The sequence below is a fragment of the Gardnerella sp. c17Ua_118 genome (assembly GCF_055804255.1).
This window is the reverse complement of the sequence record NZ_JANUYT010000001.1, coordinates 851,612-869,296: the sequence shown is the minus strand read 5'-3', so window position 1 is coordinate 869,296 and position 17,685 is coordinate 851,612. Positions and strand designations below refer to the sequence as shown.

Below are 17,685 nucleotides of genomic sequence, written 5' to 3'. Positions count from 1 at the left end.
CAATCGTTCGCGCGGTCTAAGCGCGCGAACGTCTTCGCCGCGCAGAAGCAATGCTTCTGCCTTGAGCGGCTCAGCGCTCCGAATTGCCCTCGCACGCTACGCTCTAAGTGCTCAGGCAGGTCGTCGCGCGTACAAAATACGGAAGAATGCTTGCGCGTATTAGCTGCGCTTGCGCGTTACAATAATCCACCCAATTGACGCGATTGGAATCGCAACAAGCGTAGAAATCCACGGAACCATCATTCCGCCGTGCGAACTCCACGCGTCAATCGCAAAGCCTGCAACCATGGATCCAAGCGAAGCGCCAGTAGCCGATGCTGTTGGCAGCCAAGATAATCCTTCGGTAAGCGAATGCTCTGGAATCGTGTCTTTAACAATAAGGTTTCCAGTTGCAAAAATCGGCGAAACGCATAATCCACTTAAAAGCTCAAAAATGCTTAGAAGCACAAGTCTATCTATGTTAATGTTCATAAGAATAAAGCCAATGGTAAGCAGGCTTAGAAACACGATTAGATGAGACCAATTAGAACCGCGGAATTTATGCGAGCCAAAAATAACGGCTCCAACTAAAGACCCGCATGCAAACAGCGCAAGTTGCAAGCCGATCAGTTTGTCTAATCCTTGTGCGCGCATTGCTGCTGTAACAGATACGTCAAAGGCGCTAAAACTCATGTTAAAAACAAGGAACATAACAACAAGCGGTATAATTCCGCGGTATAGAAGCACGTTTTTTGACTTGTTTTTGCGATTTGTGTTCCTCAGCTGTTTTAGTGAAAGCCTATCTCTAAGATTTTTTGCGATTAGTTTCTTGCCATTTTTTGACGAGTCTTCCGCCGAGTCTTCCGATGTACGGTAAGGGCCATTTTCCAGCGCAGCTCGCACATCTTCATCATTTGCGGGTGCGCTTTCTACTTGCACAATTTTAACAACCGCAGGTTGCGTGTTTTTAAGTGACAAGAACCATGCTCCGCCTAGTCCGCTTGCCAAAACTGGCACAAAAAGCTGAGATACAGGGTGAACGCTAGTGGCAAGCCACGCTGCAAGAATTGGTCCGAATATAAACACAATCTCGTCGATTCCAGATTCCAGCGCGTATGCAACGTTTAGCAGCGTGTCGTCAGTTTGACTTTTAAGAGTGTATGCCCAGCGAGTTCTAACAAGCGCGCCGAACGCAAATTGTGTAACACCCATTAAAATTGCAAGCGCAAACAGTATTGGCAAAGGTATGTGGAAAAGTGCGGCGGTTGCAAACGACAGCATGCAAACAACTTGCGCACTTAGGGCGATTACACCCACTTTTCGCTGGCCGAATCTATCAAAAAGCTTTGCATATAATGGCGTTACGGCTGCTTGCGATAGCACGTATGCGGCGCTCATAGTGCCTGCAATTGTCCAATTATTATAAATGTGGTTTAAGGCTAGAACAATTCCTAAGCCCATCATCGAAATAGGCAGCCTTGCTATTGCTCCAGATATGCAAAACGCTCGTGTTCCTTCAAAAGAGAACAATTTTGCGTAGTTTGACATAGGCGAAGACTTTTGCTGCGCCGATTGCGATGACATATTCACTTCCCTTAAATTTGTACGCGCTTAGCATGTTTAGCATGTTTAGCATGATTGATTTTTGAGTGTCTTTCTAGTCTACATTATGGCGTCAAAGTTTGCCGATGTTGTTTTGTTTTCCCGTGTTTGTACGTGTTTTGGGTCAAATGTGGTACAAAGTGCGGAAAAGTTTTCGCGCAGATTAGTCGCGTCTATTGCGATGTGATTGTTTTTACGATTTTTTGCGATTGTATATAGAGATTATCTTTTGAAGAAAAGTATTGTAGAATTAGAGATAATTGATTTTCTCTAATAAAAATGAGAAACAAGAATTTTAGAAGGTGCGTAATGTTTGGTTCACTTATTTGCTCGGCATCTGGATTTGCTAACATTCAATCAGGTTCTGCAATACTTGGCTCCATGATTTTTGCAATCGTGGTTGTTCTTGTTGGTATTGGAATTAAGATTTGGAAAAAATACGGCAAGCACTAGAGTGCATTAGAGTATTTGATTGCTAGAGCATTAGATTTAGCTTAATATTTTCGACTTTTATTTTTTACGGCATTTTTGTGATTGCCGCTTTTGTTGACGTGCGAAGTCGCAGTTTTGTAAATCCGTTGAGGCTTAACGCTACAATAGAGCAGATGAGTGATACAACGATGCAATCGACGGATGAGATTCTTGCAGAGATTGTAGACTCTGTAAAAATTCCTCAATCCTCAGATATAAACAATAAAAAGTCAACAAAAACTGTGAAAAAAGAAAATAAAACTACAAATAAAAATACAAAAACTAAAAAAACTAAAGACTCTGAATCGAATAAGGTGAGTAGGGCATCTAAAGGATTTAAGTCTCCTAAAAGCTCTAAAGCCACTTACAATGCGCTTCCGCCAGTGGTAAATGATCAGCGAGAGGGCGCGCTTGTTGCGCCTCCAAAGTATCGCAAGGGGTCAATGCGAATCGTTCCGCTTGGTGGATTGGGTGAAATTGGCCGAAATATGAACGTTATTGAATATAACGGCCATATTTTGCTTATAGATTGCGGAGTGCTTTTCCCAGAAGAAGAGCAGCCAGGCGTGGATCTGATTTTGCCAGACTTCCACTACATTCAAAACAGACTAGATAAAGTAGACGCGCTAGTTTTAACTCACGGCCACGAAGACCACATTGGCGGCGTGCCGTATTTGCTTAAAATGCGCCCAGATATTCCGCTAATCGGGTCTAAGCTCACTCTTGCGTTTGTTGAAGCAAAGTGCGAAGAACACAAGATTAAGCCAAAAACAATTCAGGTAGAAGGCCGCTCAAAGCTAAAAGTTGGCCCATACAATTTGGAGTTTATTAGCGTAACGCACTCGATTCCAGACGCTCTTGCTGTATGCGTAAAAACGCCAGCGGGAACGATTATAGACACTGGAGATATAAAGTTAGATCAGCTTCCACTAGACCATAGGCTTACTGATTTAGTTGAATTCGGAAAGCTTGGCGAGCAAGGAATTGACCTATTAATGGCTGATTCCACAAACGCTGAGATTCCAGGATTTGTTAAGCCAGAAACCACTATTGGACCGGCTTTGGATCAAGCGTTTGCTAACGCATCGCGCAAGATAATCGTAGCAAGCTTCTCTAGCCACGTTCACCGCGTTCAGCAAGTCGTAGATGCTGCGCACAAGTATGGTCGAAAAGTGGTGTTTGTTGGGCGATCAATGGTTAGAAATATGTCGATTGCGGCCGATCTTGGCTACTTGCATATTCCAGAAAATACTGTTGTAGATCTAAAGCAAGCAAAAGATATTCAAGACGATAAGCTTGTTTATATGTGCACAGGATCTCAAGGCGAGCCAATGGCAGCACTTGGACGAATCGCAGACGGAATACACAAAGATATTACAGTTAACGAGTTCGATACCGTTATTCTTGCAAGCTCTCTAATTCCAGGAAACGAGCACGAAGTTTATAAGGTTATTAACAAGCTTGTGCAAATGGGCGCTCGCGTAATCAACAAAGACAATGCTGCAATCCACGTATCTGGTCATTGCAACGAGGGTGAGTTGCTCTATTTGTACAACATTGTTAAGCCAAAGTGCGCTATGCCAATCCACGGAGAACACAGGCATCTTGTTGCAAACGGTTTGATTGCTGTTAAAACGGGCGTGGACCCTAAGAATGTTGTTTTGGCAGAAGATGGCGATGTTGTGGACTTGTACCACGGAAATGCTGCTGTTGTTGGCTCTGTTCCATGCGGATACGTGTACGTTGACGGCGATTCCGTTGGAGAGCTTACAGACGAAGAGCTGGAAAAGCGCAGAATCCTTGGTACGGAAGGCTTTGTGTCTAGTTTTGTAGTTGTAAATACAGATAGCGCAGACGTTGTAGCAGGTCCAAAGATTTACTTGAATGCTGTTGCAGAAGACGAATCTGATTTTGAAAAGGTTCGATCTCAGATTGTTTTCCAGCTTCAAGATGCCATGATGCACGGCGAGAAAGACACGCACAAGCTTCAGCAGATTATGCGAAGAACGCTTGGAAGTTGGATTGCGCGCGCGTTGCGTAGAAAGCCAATGATTGTGCCTGTTGTTGCGGATCTTGCGCAAAAGGATTAGTCAAGTGATTAGTCAAGGACTAGTCAAGCGATAAGAGCCACGTAAAAATCATAAATAAAGTAAAATCACCATAAATACACAAGTAAATACACAATAAACACAAAAGGAAGTTAATATGCCAGGAGCAAATCTGACTCGCGTAGAAGCTGCGGAACGTTTTAGCGCTATCCAAATGCCAATTCACTACACTGTTGCACTTGATTTAGGCAAGGGTGGCCGCGATTTTAAGTCGCACACAAAAATTGAGTTTGGCGCAAAAGTTGGTGGAACAAGCTTCCTCGATTTGATTGCAAACAGTGTTGAATCCGTTGTGCTTAATGGCGTTTCTCTTGACGTTTCTAAGGTTTTTGCAGATAGTCGCATCGAGCTTGCAAATTTGGCTGAGCACAACACAGTAGAAGTTGTAGCAAATTGCCAATATTCCAACACGGGCGAAGGCTTGCACAGAAGCGTTGATCCTTCCGACGGCAACGTTTACCTTTACACGCAATTTGAGGTTCCAGACGCTCGCCGCGTTTATGCAGTGTTTGACCAGCCAGATTTGAAGGCTGTTTTTGACTTTAGTGTGGATGCTCCAGAAAGTTGGATTGTTACTTCCAACATGCCAGTTAAAAGCGAAACTGCGATTGAAGGGCGCAAGACGGAAGATGGCACTTTGGAAAATGGCGCTGTAGAAGGCATGAAGCGCTGGGTGTTTGAGTCAACTCCAAAAATGAGCTCCTACTTAACTGCGATTTGCGCAGGTCCTTACGCCGAATGGCACACGTCTTACAACAATGAGGACGGCCGCGTAGTTCCAATGGCAATGTACTGCCGTCAGGCACTTAAAGACGCTTTTGCAAAAGATGTTGACTACTTGTTTGACATTACAAAGAAGGGCTTTGCTTTCTACGCTAAGACTTGGGGAGTGCCATATCCGTACGCAAAGTACGATCAGATTTACGTGCCAGAATACAACGCTGGAGCTATGGAAAACATTGGTATGGTTACAATTCGCGACCAATACGTGTTTGAGTCCAAAGTTACAGACGCTTATGCTGAGCGCCGCGTTGTAACAGTTTTGCACGAGCTTGCACACATGTGGTTCGGCGACTACGTAACTATGAAGTGGTGGAACGATCTTTGGCTCAACGAGTCTTTTGCTGAGTTTACGTCTACGCTTGCAACGGCTGAAGCAACCGAATGGCACGACGCTTGGAGCACATTTAATTCTGGCGAAAAGAGTTGGGCGCTTAATCAAGATCAGCTTCCAACAATGCATCCAATCGTGGCTCCAATCAACGATTTGAACGACACTTCCGTTAACTTCGACGGCATTACTTACGCAAAGGGCGCTTCTGTTTTGAAGCAACTTGTAGCATATGTTGGCCGCGAAAAGTTCTTTGAAGGAATTCACAACTATTTGAGCAAGCACGCTTATAGTAACGCAACTTTGGCTGATTTGTTGCACGAGTTGGAGCTTACAAGCGGACGCGATCTTAAGTCTTGGAGTGCGCAATGGCTTGAAAAGGCTGGAATTAACACGATTTCTACAGAAGTCGAAGAAGCTGAAGACGGTACTATTGCTTCCTTGCGTTTGCGTCAGAGCGCCCCAGTTGAGCATCCAGTTTTGCGCGCGCATCGCTTGGCTGTTGGATTCTACAATGTGGACGAAGCAAGTGGCGAGATTGTGCGCACAAAGCGAATCGAACTAGATGTTGATGGCGAAGTGACGGAAGTGGCGGAAGCGCGCGGATTGCAAAGGCCTGCGCTTATTCTTGTAAACGACGACGACTTGACTTACACAAAGCTACGTTTTGACGCAAAGTCGCTTGAGTTTGCTGCCGAAAATCTTTACCGCTTTAAGGATTCTTTGACGCGCTCTCTTATTTGGCTTGCACTGTGGGATATGACTCGCGACGCGGAATTCCCAGCAGAGCGCTTTGTGGAGCTTAGCCTTAAGGCCTTGGCAACTGAGCGCGAATCTACGACTTTCCGCTATGCTCTTGGTCAAGTAAAGGTAACTGCAAGCCACTACGTGGTGCCTGAGCGCCAAGCAGAAGTCGCAAAGCATGTTGCTCATGAACTATGGCAGTTGGCTTTGGCAGCTTCGGCAGGCTCCGACGAGCAATTCCAGTTGCTAAAGGCTTATCTTGGATACGGCGAAGTTGGAGATGCTGAGTTTGTACAAATCGCTAACGGATTGCTTGACGGTTCTGTGAGCTTAGAAGGCTTGGAAATAGATAACGACTTGCGTTGGAGCATTTTGATTGCGCTCGCAGGCGTAAATGCTTTGGACGAAGCTGGAATTGACGCGGAACTTAAAAAGCGCGATACTACCGAGAATCGTGAATACGCATACCAGGCTCGTGCTGCTCGCTCAACTGCAGAAGCTAAGGATTGGGCTTTTGAACAGGCTTTGCGTAATCTTGATTTGACTAATATGCAAATGGGTGCTGTGGTTGCTGGATTTGCAAGCACTGCTAAAGGCGATTTGGTTAAGCCTTATGTTGAGCGCTACTTTGCGGAAGTTGAGTGGATTTGGAAGAATCGCACATTCCATATGGCGGAAACTTTGATTGAAGGCTTGTATCCAAATTATGCGGATGTAGACGAGTTGGTTGAGCGCGGGCAAAGCTGGCTTGATGAGCATAAGGATGCGGATCAAGCTTTGCGGCGCATGGTGCTCGGCAAGCTCGATTCTTCTCGACGCACGCTTAAAGTGCAGCATTACAACGCTTCGCTCTAGTTTTTTGCAATCAAATAGCAATTTTCAATGTACATTCCTAATAAGAAAATAGGGAAATGTAGATTGAATCTAAGTTGATTAAGATTAAGTTGATTAAGATTAAACTCAAGGAGTCGCAAGATGGCAGAAGATATGCATCAATCAACGCCAACAATACATGGTGAGCAACTAAACGCGGATGGTACGCAAAAAGCGCAAGACCGCGTAAACAATCGATCTTTGCGACCAAACAGCGATTCCTTTAAAGAGTTTATGACTAGCGGCTGGGATAACCAGGAGCCTCAAATCGAACCGCTTGAATCGTCGAAATACACACCAGTGCGTCTAGAGGCGCTTGGCAAGCGATTCCCAGGCGAGCGCCTTGTTATTCCAGCAGGCCAGCCAAAAGTGCGCAATAACGATTGCGACTACGCTTTTAGGCCAGACACGACTTTCGCATATTACACTGGCTTGGGTCAGGATTACGAGGCAGGCGCTGTTCTTGTGCTTGAGCCAGTGCAAGCAGGCAGCGAAGAGGAAGCGGCGGGCAAAACCCACGTTCCGCAGCTTTTTGTGGCACCTCGCGCAGACAATAGCACTGCAGCATTCTATAAAGACCCACACTACGGCGAATACTGGGTTGGTCCTCGCGCAGGACTTAAAGAGCTTAAGGCTATGACTGGCATTGAAACGCGCGATATTGCCGAGCTTGACGACGCGATTGCAAAAAACGTTAGCGACGATAATAGCGCTGCCGAAAGCGTGCGCGTGCGAATTGTGCGCGAGTCGGATGCTGATCTAACTGCGCGCGTAGATGCTTTAAGAGAAGCGAGTGGATTTAGCGACGAAGATGCTAACATTGCTGCAGACGATAAGCTGCACGAAGTGGCTGCCGAAGCGCGAATGCTTAAAGATGCCTACGAGATTTGCGAAATGCGCAAAGCTGTTGCTGCTACAAAGTTAGGCTTTGATCGCATGCTTACGCGTTTGCCTCAAGCTTTGGGCAAGGATCATTCTGAACGCATGATTGAAGGCGCTTTTAACTCCGTTGCTCGAGAAGTTGGAAACGAAGTTGGCTACGATACAATTGTTGCTTCTGGCAAGCACGCTCCAATTTTGCACTGGATGCGCAACACGGGCGTGGTTTCTAGCGGTGATCTTCTTTTGATTGACGCTGGCGTAGAAGTTAACAGCCTTTACACAGCAGATATTACGCGAACTTTCCCAACCAATGGCAAGTTTACGGATTTGCAAAAGAAGCTTTACCAGTGCGTTCTCGACGCTCAGCAAGCTGGTTTTGAGGCTGCTAAGCCAGGTGCTACCTACAGCGATATTCACCACGCTTGCATGCGCGTGCTTGCAGAGCATTTGCACGAGTGGGGCATTCTAAAAGTTAGCGTTGAGGAATCGCTTTCTCCGCAAGGTCAGCAGCATCGTCGCTGGCATGCGTGTGGTGTTGCTCACCACTTGGGTCTAGATGTTCACGATTGCGCTCAAGCTCGCTACGAGGCTTATCAGGGTGCGAAGATTACTCCAGGAATGATTTTTACAATCGAGCCTGGCTTGTACTTTGCTGCCAATGATCTTATGCTTCCGCCAGAAATGCGCGGAATCGGAATCCGCATTGAAGATGATGTTTTGATGACGGAGAATGGTCCTGAATGGCTTTCTATCGATATTCCTAAGCAAATCGAAGATGTTGAAGCTTGGATGGCTCAGCGCGCTGCTAAATAGTGTGCTGCTATCTAAACGGATTGTCTAAGATTGTCTAGGATTATCTAGGATTATCTAGAATCATCTAAGATCATCTAAATTAATTATCTAATCTTTACGCAATAATGTTGTTATAGCACTTAGTTGTTATAACAACATTACTTTATTGCGGCTTATGTGGCTTGTGTGCTGCATATGCTTTATATGTTTCATGCGTTTTATACATTTGTGTTTTATGCATTTATGTGACTTGTTGCAATAAAGATGTTGATTAACGAGTCGCAGCCAAAATCATCGATACTCTCGAAAGGAATACAATGACTAAGCCAATCGTTCTTTCACTTGGAGAACTACTTTGGGATTTGCTTCCCCAAGGAAAACGAGTTGGAGGTGCTCCAGCGAATTTTGCGTATCACGCGCAATGCAATGGTGCAGAAAGCTACGTTATTAGTGCTGTTGGAGAAGATTCTCTTGGCAATGAACTTGTTGAAGAAGTTGAAAAAGCAGGGATTAAGCACGTTATTCAGCGCAATGCTTGGCCAACTAGTACGGTAGATGTTTCGCTTAGAAATGGCATTCCAGAGTACACGATTGTGCGAAACATTGCGTGGGATCATATTGTTTATACGCGCGAACTTGTGGATCTTGTTAGCAAAGCAGACGCGATTTGCTTTGGAACTCTTAGCTTAAGATCGCAAGAAACACACGATACTGTTTTGGAGCTTTTAAAGCATGCAAAGCCAAACGCCATGAAGTTCTTCGACATAAACATTCGTAGCGATCATTATTCAAAGGATTTGATTGACGCTCTTCTTAAAGAGGCAACTGTTTTTAAGCTTAACGATTCCGAGCTGCTTCTTCTTAGAGATATGTTCAATATTCGCGAAACTTCCGACAATGAGGCTTGCAAATGGTTCCAAGCTCGCTATGGTTTGGATTACGTGATTTTGACTGGCGGATCTACTTTTAGCGCAATCTTTACTAAGAATGGCGAAAGCTCTACCTACCCAACTCCTCATGTGGAAGTTAACGACACGGTTGGTGCTGGAGACTCATTCTCTGGCACGTTTACTGCAAGGATTTTAGCTGGCGATTCGCTTAAAGACGCGCATCGTGCTGCAATCAACACTGCTGCGTACGTTTGCACTCAAGCAGGAGCGTGGCCAGAGTACCCGAGCGAAATCCCAGACTATCTTTCTAAAGCAGGACTGTAGGCTGTAAGAATAGAAGGTATGCTCATGGCTGATTTTGTTTGGGACGATAATAAGGCTAAGCACTATGATGGCAAAGAATCCGAGCAGATGATTCAAGCAATGTTTATGCGCGCAGCAGATGATGCGCCAGACATTGATACTGCTGTAAGGCTCCTAAGAGCTGGACGGCCGCGGCAAAATCCTGGACGACACTACTACTGAAAATAAGTGGCGCGCAATATGCTCAAAGTATTCTCTAATTGAGAATACAAGTTGAAAATTAGTAATTACCCCTCGCTCCATGCGGGGGGTAATTTTTTATACTCTTAACTTTTTGTGAAAATGATATAATAGAAGTAGGTTCTTTTTGGCGTGTCACACACGGTTTTAAGAGCAGTTTAATCGCTTAAATACGCTTAAACATAGTGGTTCAGGTGTGTCGTTTGGTGTGTCGTTACTGTTTGCGACTTGCTGAAAACGTTGAAATAAAGCCATTTTGAGTTATTTAGTGGGGCCTCAGGGGCTTGAACCCTGGACCGACGGATTATGAGTCCGTTGCTCTAACCGACTGAGCTAAAGCCCCACGCTAACAAAGTTAGCAACGACTAGATTAGCACATACCCATAAACGTTTAACACGCTGTTTAACATGCTGCGATTCACGCTACGATTAGCGCATTGTTTAGCGAGCAAAATCGCATGAGTGCGCGCAAGACAAGTCGCAAGCAGCTTTAGAGCAAATAGCTACGCTACTACTTCTTGGTCTCTTCCAGAAGCAAAATTGCTTAAAGCTCCAGTCTTACGAACTGCAACGAATAGAATCCAAGGAACAATTCCAGCAATAACAAAGCCGCTTATAAGCTCGCAAATCATGTGAATTGTAAGATAGTTTGCGCTCTTGCCCTGGTAAACCACAAACATCAAGTAAATGCCATATTCAAGAGCGGTAAGCGTGCCAGAAATTACGCTTAAAGTAAGATTGTATTTTTTGTAGCGAGCAATAGCAAAAGGAAGCTCGCTAAATACGGCTTGCAAAGCGGCAGAAGCTAAAACCATAAACGCAGAGAATTGCTGGCCAAGAATGTTCTCAAACACGGCACCAACAACGTTTACGTAAATTGCAGCACCAGGCTTACGGATTAAAAGAAGAGCAAGCGGACCAGACATGTACCAAACGCCGTGCAAAATGCTGCCAAATCCAGGCAAAACAGTGCGCAAAATAGGGGAGATTTGGGAGAAGAACACAATTGTAAAGCCCCAGTAGATTATGCCAAACAAGGCGGCTAGAGCGGCGCCGAGCGATATATCTGCAACGCGCCATTTAAGACTTGCGATTGTTGTTGGTGCAGGATTTGCGTTTGCACGAGCCTTGTCGGTTATTGGAGTTTCGGATTGTGCGGAGTATTGTGCGTTTTCTTCGCTTTGATTGTTTGCGGATTCGTTGTTTAGAATATCACTCATTAGTGTTCCTAACTATTGATTGCTGCGCATTGTAATTTCTTTGAGCGTTTCTCGACCTACGCAGCCTGGGCAGAAACGCCAACGTGTACTTTACCATTTAATCGCCACTAACACGCCTTTATGCGCTAGTTTTGTGCGATTTGTAACGTTTTTGACTATTGCAGAAATCTATAACGCGCTATAAAACCGATTATTCAACGCAAACGCTATTTCCGCTTTTTGTATCACGACACGCCGTAAATCAGGTACAAAAACACTACAGTTATTAATCTAGATAGTTGGAAAAATGAGCGAAACGTAAATCCGAAAACGTAAATCCGAAAACGTAAATCAAAAATGGGAGCACAAAATGTCGATGGAACATCCAAATCGCACCAATGAGCGAATTGTTGACGTTGAGCGAGATATTATGAGCCGCGCTCCAGAGCATAACAAGACAAATCTTGATTTAGATAGAATGCGCTTAATCCTCGATATTTTGGGGCATCCAGAGCAGTCTATGCACGTGATTCACATTACTGGCACAAACGGCAAAGGCTCCACGGCGCGCATGGCGGAGGCGATTTGCCGCGCGTACGGTTTGCGCACGGGTCTTTACACTTCGCCGCATTTGCAACGCGTAAATGAGCGAATTATGATTGACGGCCAAGAAATTAGCGATGACCAGTTTGTTGACGTGTTTGATCAAATGAAAGACATTATAAACATGGTTGACGCTCGCATGGATGCTGATGGCAAGCCGCGAATGAGCTTTTTTGAAGTGCTTACAGCTATGGCGATTTGGGCCTTTGCCGACGCTCCTGTAGACGTTGCTGTGATGGAAGTTGGCATGGGCGGCGAATGGGACGCCACTAATGTTATGAACGCGGATGCTGCGATTATTGGCCCTGTAGACATGGACCACATGCAATGGCTTGGAAACACGGTTGAAGAGATTGCGCGTACAAAGGCTGGCATTATTAAGCCAAATTGCACTGTGATTTTGGGGCCGCAGCCACACGAATCGCAAGTTTTGCCGATTATTCAAGAGGTGGCAAATCGCAATAATGCCAAGCTTTTGCGCGACTTTAGTGACGGCAGCGGCGAGCTGGAGGTTGTTTCGCGCACTCCAGCTGTTGGTGGTCAAGTTGCCACTTTGCGAACTCCAAATGGCACTTATGAAGATGTTCCAATAGATAAGTTTGGTGTACATCAGTCGCATAATGCTTTGGCGGCGCTTGCTGCTGCGGAGGTTGTTCTGCCTGTAAATGGCGCTTTAGACGGCGATTTGGTTGCCGAGGCTTTGAGTCAAGTTAAGGTTCCTGGCAGAATTGAGCAAGTGCGTACTTCTCCAACGATTATTATTGACGGCGGCCACAATGTTAATGCTGCTGAGTCTCTTCGTAAAACAATCGAAGAAAACTATAATTTTGAGCAGCTTATTGGCGTTGTGGCAATGATGGCAGATAAGCAAGTTGAAGAATATTTAGGTGTTCTTGAGCCGATTTTAACTAAGATTATTGTTACGCGTAACTCTTGGCGCGACCGCGTGATGGATCCTAAAGACCTAGAGAAGATTGCGATTGGCGTGTTTGGCAAAGATCGCGTGATTCGCGTTGACGATCTTCCAGACGCTATTCAAACGGCAGTGAATCTTGTTGACGAAGACGATGAGCTTGGAGTGGGGTATGGGCACGGAGTGCTGATTTGCGGCAGCTTTGTTACGGCAGGAGATGCGCGCACTATGCTGATTGAGCGCGTTAATCCAGACTTAAAGAAGCCAAAGGATCAACGCGCTAATATTCATCCAAATCTTGCGGAATGACTTTAGCTAAAGAGGTGCTTAGCTAAATAAGCGTTTAATAATAAACGAATCTCCTTCGTAAGGAACATGTTTGTTGTGCACCTTTATCCAGCGTTCGTCGCCCTTTCCGATAGCAAGTATTATGTTTAGTCTGTTGTTCTCTCTAGCATCTTTTCTTGCTTCTTCAACACTGTACTCAATAGCTTCAGCTCTGTTTATAATAATTCGCGATTCAACGTTTGGATTGGTTACGCAAGATTGCATGTATTTGCAAATGTCCATTTCGTCTTCGACATTTGTGTCTTCTTGAGTGAACACAAATTGGTTGATTCGATCTTGTGCAGCTTGAACTATTTCTTTTCTCCTGTCAACGGCTTTGTCTCCCGTGGATCCTGTTACAAGCGTGATTCTAAAATCATTGTTACCGTATTTGTCGTATACGAAGTCGACAACAGATTTTGTGGAAATGTAGTTATGTGCGTAATCCACTATGGCAACTGTATTGGATTTTGTGTCTTTAAAGACTTCCATTCGCCCCGATATTTGAACGTTTTCTATAGCATGTAGGGCTTTTTGATCTGTGTTTTCATTTATGCTTAATGCGTTTGCGATTGCGATTGCTGCAGTGGCGTTTTCGTAGTTAAAGTCGCCTGCGATTTTTAGATTGAATTTGTCTATAGCGCTGTAATTAGGCATGTCTTGATTTACGTACTCGTTAGCTTCGCCTTCTAAGATCGCAATACAATGCTCTGACGTATTTTGCGTATTTTGCGAGCTCTGCAATCCTTGCGATTCATCGGATTCTTGCAACTCTGGTATCGCTACATATCTTGGCAAAACAAGCTCTGGGTATTTTTCGCTGTTTTCGTAAGGATGAATATCGGAATAATCGCTGCATTCTGTGCAATTACAAGTGTTTCCGTCTAGTTCTTCTTTGTGTATTCTGGAAAAAGTCGTGACTTTTACGCCATTTTTTTGTGCGTCTTGAAGAAGCAAATCCGCATGCGCGCAATCCGCATTAAGCACAAGTGCATCCGTATTTTTTACGATTTGACGCTTGCAATACAAATAATCTTCAAAAGTCGGGTGTTCGATTGGGCTTATGTGATCTGGGCTAATGTTCAAAAATGCCGCAACATTAAAGTGCAATCCATACACGCGGTTGACTTTGTATGCTTGCGACGAAACTTCCATAACAAGGTATTTCATGCCATTTTCTACGGCTTGGCTCATCATTCTAAACGCATCTAGGCTTTCTGGCGTAGTCAAGTCCGACTCAACATATGTTTTACCATCTAAGCAATTGTCTACCGAAGAGAATAGCGCCGCTTTGCCATTAGAATGTGCGTTCAAAATAGCATGAGTAAAGTATGCTGTGGTTGTTTTGCCTTTTGTTCCCGTAATGCCAATAGTCGTAAGCTTTTCTTGCGGATTGTTAAAGAATGCTGCCGAAAGTAAGCTCATAGCTTTATGAACATCTGTTACAATCAATCCAACCGCATTTGTGTAATCCGCGTAGCAATCCTGCGCAACGTATGCGTTTAAGCCATTTTTATCTGCGTCTTTAAGGTATTCTGGCTTAAAATTGCCCTTAATAAAAAGCAATGTGTTTGGCTTAATATCGCGCGAATCGTACGTTATGTGACTGTACGGCTTTGAGTGCGCACTAAAATCGCTAGCATCTATTGACCAAGTTTGGTCGTTTTCGTGCGTTAAATCGTCATGTTTTTGCGCACTTTTATTTTGTATTATTTCTCGCAAAAGATTTTGCTTTAACAAAATATTGCATGCTTCGTCTAAAGATAATTTTTGTAAAGACATTTCGCTTTTCCGTGTTGTTTTTCGTGTTATTTTTGTTATTTGCGTTTTATTTTAGTTGTGCTTATTTTATGTGCGGCTGCTTGCGATTTTTTCGCGCGCAAATTGCACAATAATCGCTACTAATTACAGCCAGTTTCCTTCGCTAGCTGGTCTTCCTTTAGACTTAAGCCAGCTATCAAAGCTTAACTTCCACTTTGCGTAAGCGTCTCGCTGCCAAACCATAATCTCGCATAACTTAAGATTTGCAACATTTTCGTGCAACTCGCTTATAGGCTCAATCAAATCAACTGCAGCAACTGTATCTGCTGTAGCATCGTGAAAATTGCCAATTGGCTCTATTCCATAAAACTGCGTTGTGTATGTAAGTGTGCGTTTGCCAGTTCGCTTAGAAATGGCTCTATCTATAACAAGCGGGTCTACAATAAGCATCTCGCCGCCATTAATTGTGCTTTTTGGGCGATTTTGCAAAGAGTCAAGACTCCATCTTTGCAAATCATGGTTTAGCATTTTAACGTCAAAAGGCGCATTGTATGCAAGAAGTGGAATGTTCTTGCTTTGTGCAAGGCTAATGGCTCTTCCAAGCAATTCGATTTCTTGAGTTGGATCGCCTCCGTTTTCTTGCAAAAACTCGTTTGTAAAGCCGTTTACTTCGCTTGCTTTAGGGTTGATTTGCTTATGCGGGTTTACAAGCCACGTTGCAATAACGTCATTGTTACGTCCACGCGCTGGGTCTCTAAAAACGAGCGTTGCGGAGCATATTGAATCACTGCCAATAATTGCGCCCGTTGTTTCTGTGTCGAAGCCAAGCAGCATTGATTTGCACAATGCTGTGTTTTTATCTTGCTGCGGTGCTTTTTCTAGTGCTTCTAGCAACTCATCTATGTTCTTTGCCATGCAATAATCCTAGAATGCAGCGAAGACCCTTGTGTGCGTTTTTTAGTCGTTTGGTTGTTTGATTAAAAATCGCGTAAACAAAAAACCCACGGTAATAAATCCGTGGGCTTTTAGTTACAAATTTATACGCAAATCAAACGTATTAAGCATTTGCATTAAGCATTTGGCCTTTTGCCGTGATTTGCTGCCTTTTTGCGGCGAGCCTTGCGCTTACGTCCACGCATACCCATAATAAACTCCTAACGATTAAAATGAACAACCTTACGGATTATCGCACGTTGCCACGACGTTTGCTAGCTTTAAGCTAGAATATTTGCCACAGTTGCGTTAAGCAAGCTAACCAAATCGTTTGGATTTAGAACAACGTCTAGTCCGCGCTTTCCTCCAGAAACAAGAATCTCGTCAAAGTGCATAACGCTAGCATCCAGAACGGTTTCGTGATGAGTGCGCTGACCAAATGGACTGATTCCTCCAACAACATAGCCACTTTCTCGTTGAGCTACGTCTGGGCTTGTCATGCTGGCTTTTTTGGCATTTACTGCGCTCGCAATCGCCTTCATGCTTAATCGAGCGTTTACTGGCACAATGCCGACTACGCGCTTTTCGCCTGTGTCTACCATAAGCGTTTTGCAAACTTGCTCTGCGTTTACGCCTAATTTTTGCGCTGCTTCCATGCCGTAGCCGTCATCCATGTGATCTGCATCGTGCTCGTAGTCAACAACGCGGAATGTGATTCCAGCGTTTTCTAGTTGTGCGATTGCTGGCGTTGCTTTGCCTGTTGCAGCATGTTTTTTGCCCATTTTTACCCCCGTGTGCAATGCGTTGCGAAAACCCCCTGCGATGAGTCACCGCAAGGGGTTTGTAGCTTTATTTAGCTTTATTTGTTTCGCTAATTTTACTCAGCAATCTCAGCGAAGTAAAGCAATGTGCGAATCATGTTAGCAGTAAAGCCGTACTCGTTGTCGTAGAAGGTAACGGTACGAGCCAAGGTTACGCCGTCAACAGTGTTAACGTCGGTCTGAGTTGGATCGAAAACGCCACCGTGAGTATCGCCAATAATGTCGGAAGACACAATGCTATCGGCGTTGTAGCCAAAGTAATCGCAGTTTTCGAATGCCTTCTTAAAGGCTTCGTTGATTTCTTCGGTGGTTGCTGGCTTCTCGAGAACAGTAGTCAACTCGGTAACGGATCCATCTGGAACCTGAATACGCTGAGCGTGACCCTGAAGCTTGCCGTTAACCTCTGGAACAACCTTGCCGATTGCCTTAGCAGCACCAGTGGAGTGCTCGATTGTGTTGCAAGCAGCAGAACGGTTGTTGCGTGGCTTGGAGCCGCGTGGGCCGTCGAGAATCATCTGGGTGCCAGTGTAAGCGTGGATAGTGGTCATAAAGCCAGACTTAATGCCCCAATTATCTTGCAAAAGCTTAACCATTGCAGCCATGGAGTTGGTGGTGCAAGAGCCAGCAGACACAATGTTATCGGTTGGCTTTAAGATCTCTTGGTTTACACCAAACACAACGGTTGGGGTGGTTTCGTCTTTAGCAGGAGCAGAGATAAGAACCTTCTTAGCTCCAGCGTTCAAGTGAGCCTGGGACTTTTCTGCAGAAGTGTAGAAACCAGTGCACTCGAGCACGAACTCAACACCATCGTTCTTAACCCATGGAATGTTGTTTGCGTCTTTTTCGGCGTAAACCTTGTAAGTCTTGCCATCTACTACGATTGCGTCTTCGGTGGAAGTCACCTCAACTGGGGTGCCATCGTCGTGGCGGAAAGTGCCATGAGTGCTGTCGTACTTAAGCAAGTAAGCAAGCATTGAAGGAGTGGTCAGATCGTTGATTGCTGCGACTTCAATATCGCCAGCTTGACCGCCACGAGCTTGAAGCTCAAAAATACGACGGAATGCCAAACGGCCGATACGTCCAAAGCCGTTAATACCAATCTTGACTGTCATGTGGGATCTCCCTTGAGTGAA

At 44.8% G+C, this 17,685-nt stretch carries 14 protein-coding genes and 1 tRNA gene; 7 read left to right on the top strand and 8 right to left on the bottom strand.

Annotated features, from left to right (window positions below):
* Positions 1-159 precede the first annotated feature (159 nt).
* On the bottom strand, positions 160-1,563 hold the full coding sequence (locus NYP69_RS03570) for an MFS transporter (RefSeq protein ID WP_102704921.1): 1,404 nt from the start codon (positions 1,561-1,563) through the stop codon (positions 160-162).
* Between the two features lie 327 nt (positions 1,564-1,890).
* Between NYP69_RS03570 and NYP69_RS03565 the strand changes: the two genes are divergently transcribed.
* From NYP69_RS03565 to NYP69_RS03540, 6 genes are all read left to right on the top strand, one after another.
* Complete coding sequence (locus NYP69_RS03565; protein WP_004132738.1) at positions 1,891-2,034, top strand: hypothetical protein; 144 nt, start codon at positions 1,891-1,893, stop codon at positions 2,032-2,034.
* Between the two features lie 152 nt (positions 2,035-2,186).
* On the top strand, positions 2,187-4,142 hold the full coding sequence (locus NYP69_RS03560; RefSeq protein WP_032843039.1) for a ribonuclease J: 1,956 nt from the start codon (positions 2,187-2,189) through the stop codon (positions 4,140-4,142).
* 115 nt (positions 4,143-4,257) lie between these two features.
* Positions 4,258-6,870: an aminopeptidase N gene (pepN, locus tag NYP69_RS03555; RefSeq protein WP_473412926.1), complete on the top strand. Its 2,613-nt coding sequence runs from the start codon at positions 4,258-4,260 to the stop codon at positions 6,868-6,870.
* A gap of 132 nt (positions 6,871-7,002) precedes the next feature.
* Positions 7,003-8,583: an aminopeptidase P family protein gene (locus NYP69_RS03550; protein WP_415704743.1), complete on the top strand. Its 1,581-nt coding sequence runs from the start codon at positions 7,003-7,005 to the stop codon at positions 8,581-8,583.
* Between the two features lie 296 nt (positions 8,584-8,879).
* Positions 8,880-9,776 (top strand): carbohydrate kinase family protein, encoded by an 897-nt coding sequence (locus tag NYP69_RS03545; protein WP_004132728.1) that lies wholly within the window; start codon positions 8,880-8,882, stop codon positions 9,774-9,776.
* A gap of 24 nt (positions 9,777-9,800) precedes the next feature.
* On the top strand, positions 9,801-9,977 hold the full coding sequence (locus NYP69_RS03540) for a hypothetical protein (RefSeq protein WP_155237437.1): 177 nt from the start codon (positions 9,801-9,803) through the stop codon (positions 9,975-9,977).
* 287 nt (positions 9,978-10,264) lie between these two features.
* Here NYP69_RS03540 and NYP69_RS03535 read toward each other — a convergent pair.
* Positions 10,265-10,338, bottom strand: a tRNA-Ile gene (locus NYP69_RS03535).
* Positions 10,339-10,498: 160 nt separating this feature from the next.
* Positions 10,499-11,215 (bottom strand): ECF transporter S component, encoded by a 717-nt coding sequence (locus tag NYP69_RS03530; protein WP_116689737.1) that lies wholly within the window; start codon positions 11,213-11,215, stop codon positions 10,499-10,501.
* 349 nt (positions 11,216-11,564) lie between these two features.
* On the opposite strand from NYP69_RS03530, the gene NYP69_RS03525 reads away from it, so the two are divergent.
* Positions 11,565-13,019 carry a bifunctional folylpolyglutamate synthase/dihydrofolate synthase gene (locus tag NYP69_RS03525; protein WP_032815748.1) on the top strand — a complete coding sequence of 485 codons (1,455 nt, stop codon included), beginning with the start codon at positions 11,565-11,567 and terminating at the stop codon, positions 13,017-13,019.
* An 18-nt stretch (positions 13,020-13,037) separates the two neighbouring features.
* Here NYP69_RS03525 and NYP69_RS03520 read toward each other — a convergent pair whose 3' ends face one another.
* The 5 genes from NYP69_RS03520 to gap form a co-directional block, all read right to left on the bottom strand.
* Positions 13,038-14,819, bottom strand: a complete 1,782-nt coding sequence (locus NYP69_RS03520; RefSeq protein WP_116689735.1) for a UDP-N-acetylmuramoyl-L-alanyl-D-glutamate--2,6-diaminopimelate ligase — start codon at positions 14,817-14,819, stop codon at positions 13,038-13,040.
* A gap of 123 nt (positions 14,820-14,942) precedes the next feature.
* The gene (locus tag NYP69_RS03515; RefSeq protein ID WP_116689734.1) at positions 14,943-15,713 is read right to left on the bottom strand and encodes an exonuclease domain-containing protein; all 771 of its coding nucleotides are present in this window, start codon (positions 15,711-15,713) and stop codon (positions 14,943-14,945) included.
* A gap of 155 nt (positions 15,714-15,868) precedes the next feature.
* Complete coding sequence (locus tag NYP69_RS03510) at positions 15,869-15,943, bottom strand: 50S ribosomal protein bL37 (RefSeq protein WP_369803150.1); 75 nt, start codon at positions 15,941-15,943, stop codon at positions 15,869-15,871.
* A 69-nt stretch (positions 15,944-16,012) separates the two neighbouring features.
* Positions 16,013-16,513 carry a Cys-tRNA(Pro) deacylase gene (gene ybaK, locus NYP69_RS03505; protein WP_004130002.1) on the bottom strand — a complete coding sequence of 167 codons (501 nt, stop codon included), beginning with the start codon at positions 16,511-16,513 and terminating at the stop codon, positions 16,013-16,015.
* Positions 16,514-16,608: 95 nt separating this feature from the next.
* Positions 16,609-17,664, bottom strand: coding sequence for a type I glyceraldehyde-3-phosphate dehydrogenase (gap, locus tag NYP69_RS03500; RefSeq protein ID WP_016636398.1), 1,056 nt, complete (start codon positions 17,662-17,664; stop codon positions 16,609-16,611).
* Positions 17,665-17,685 lie beyond the last annotated feature (21 nt).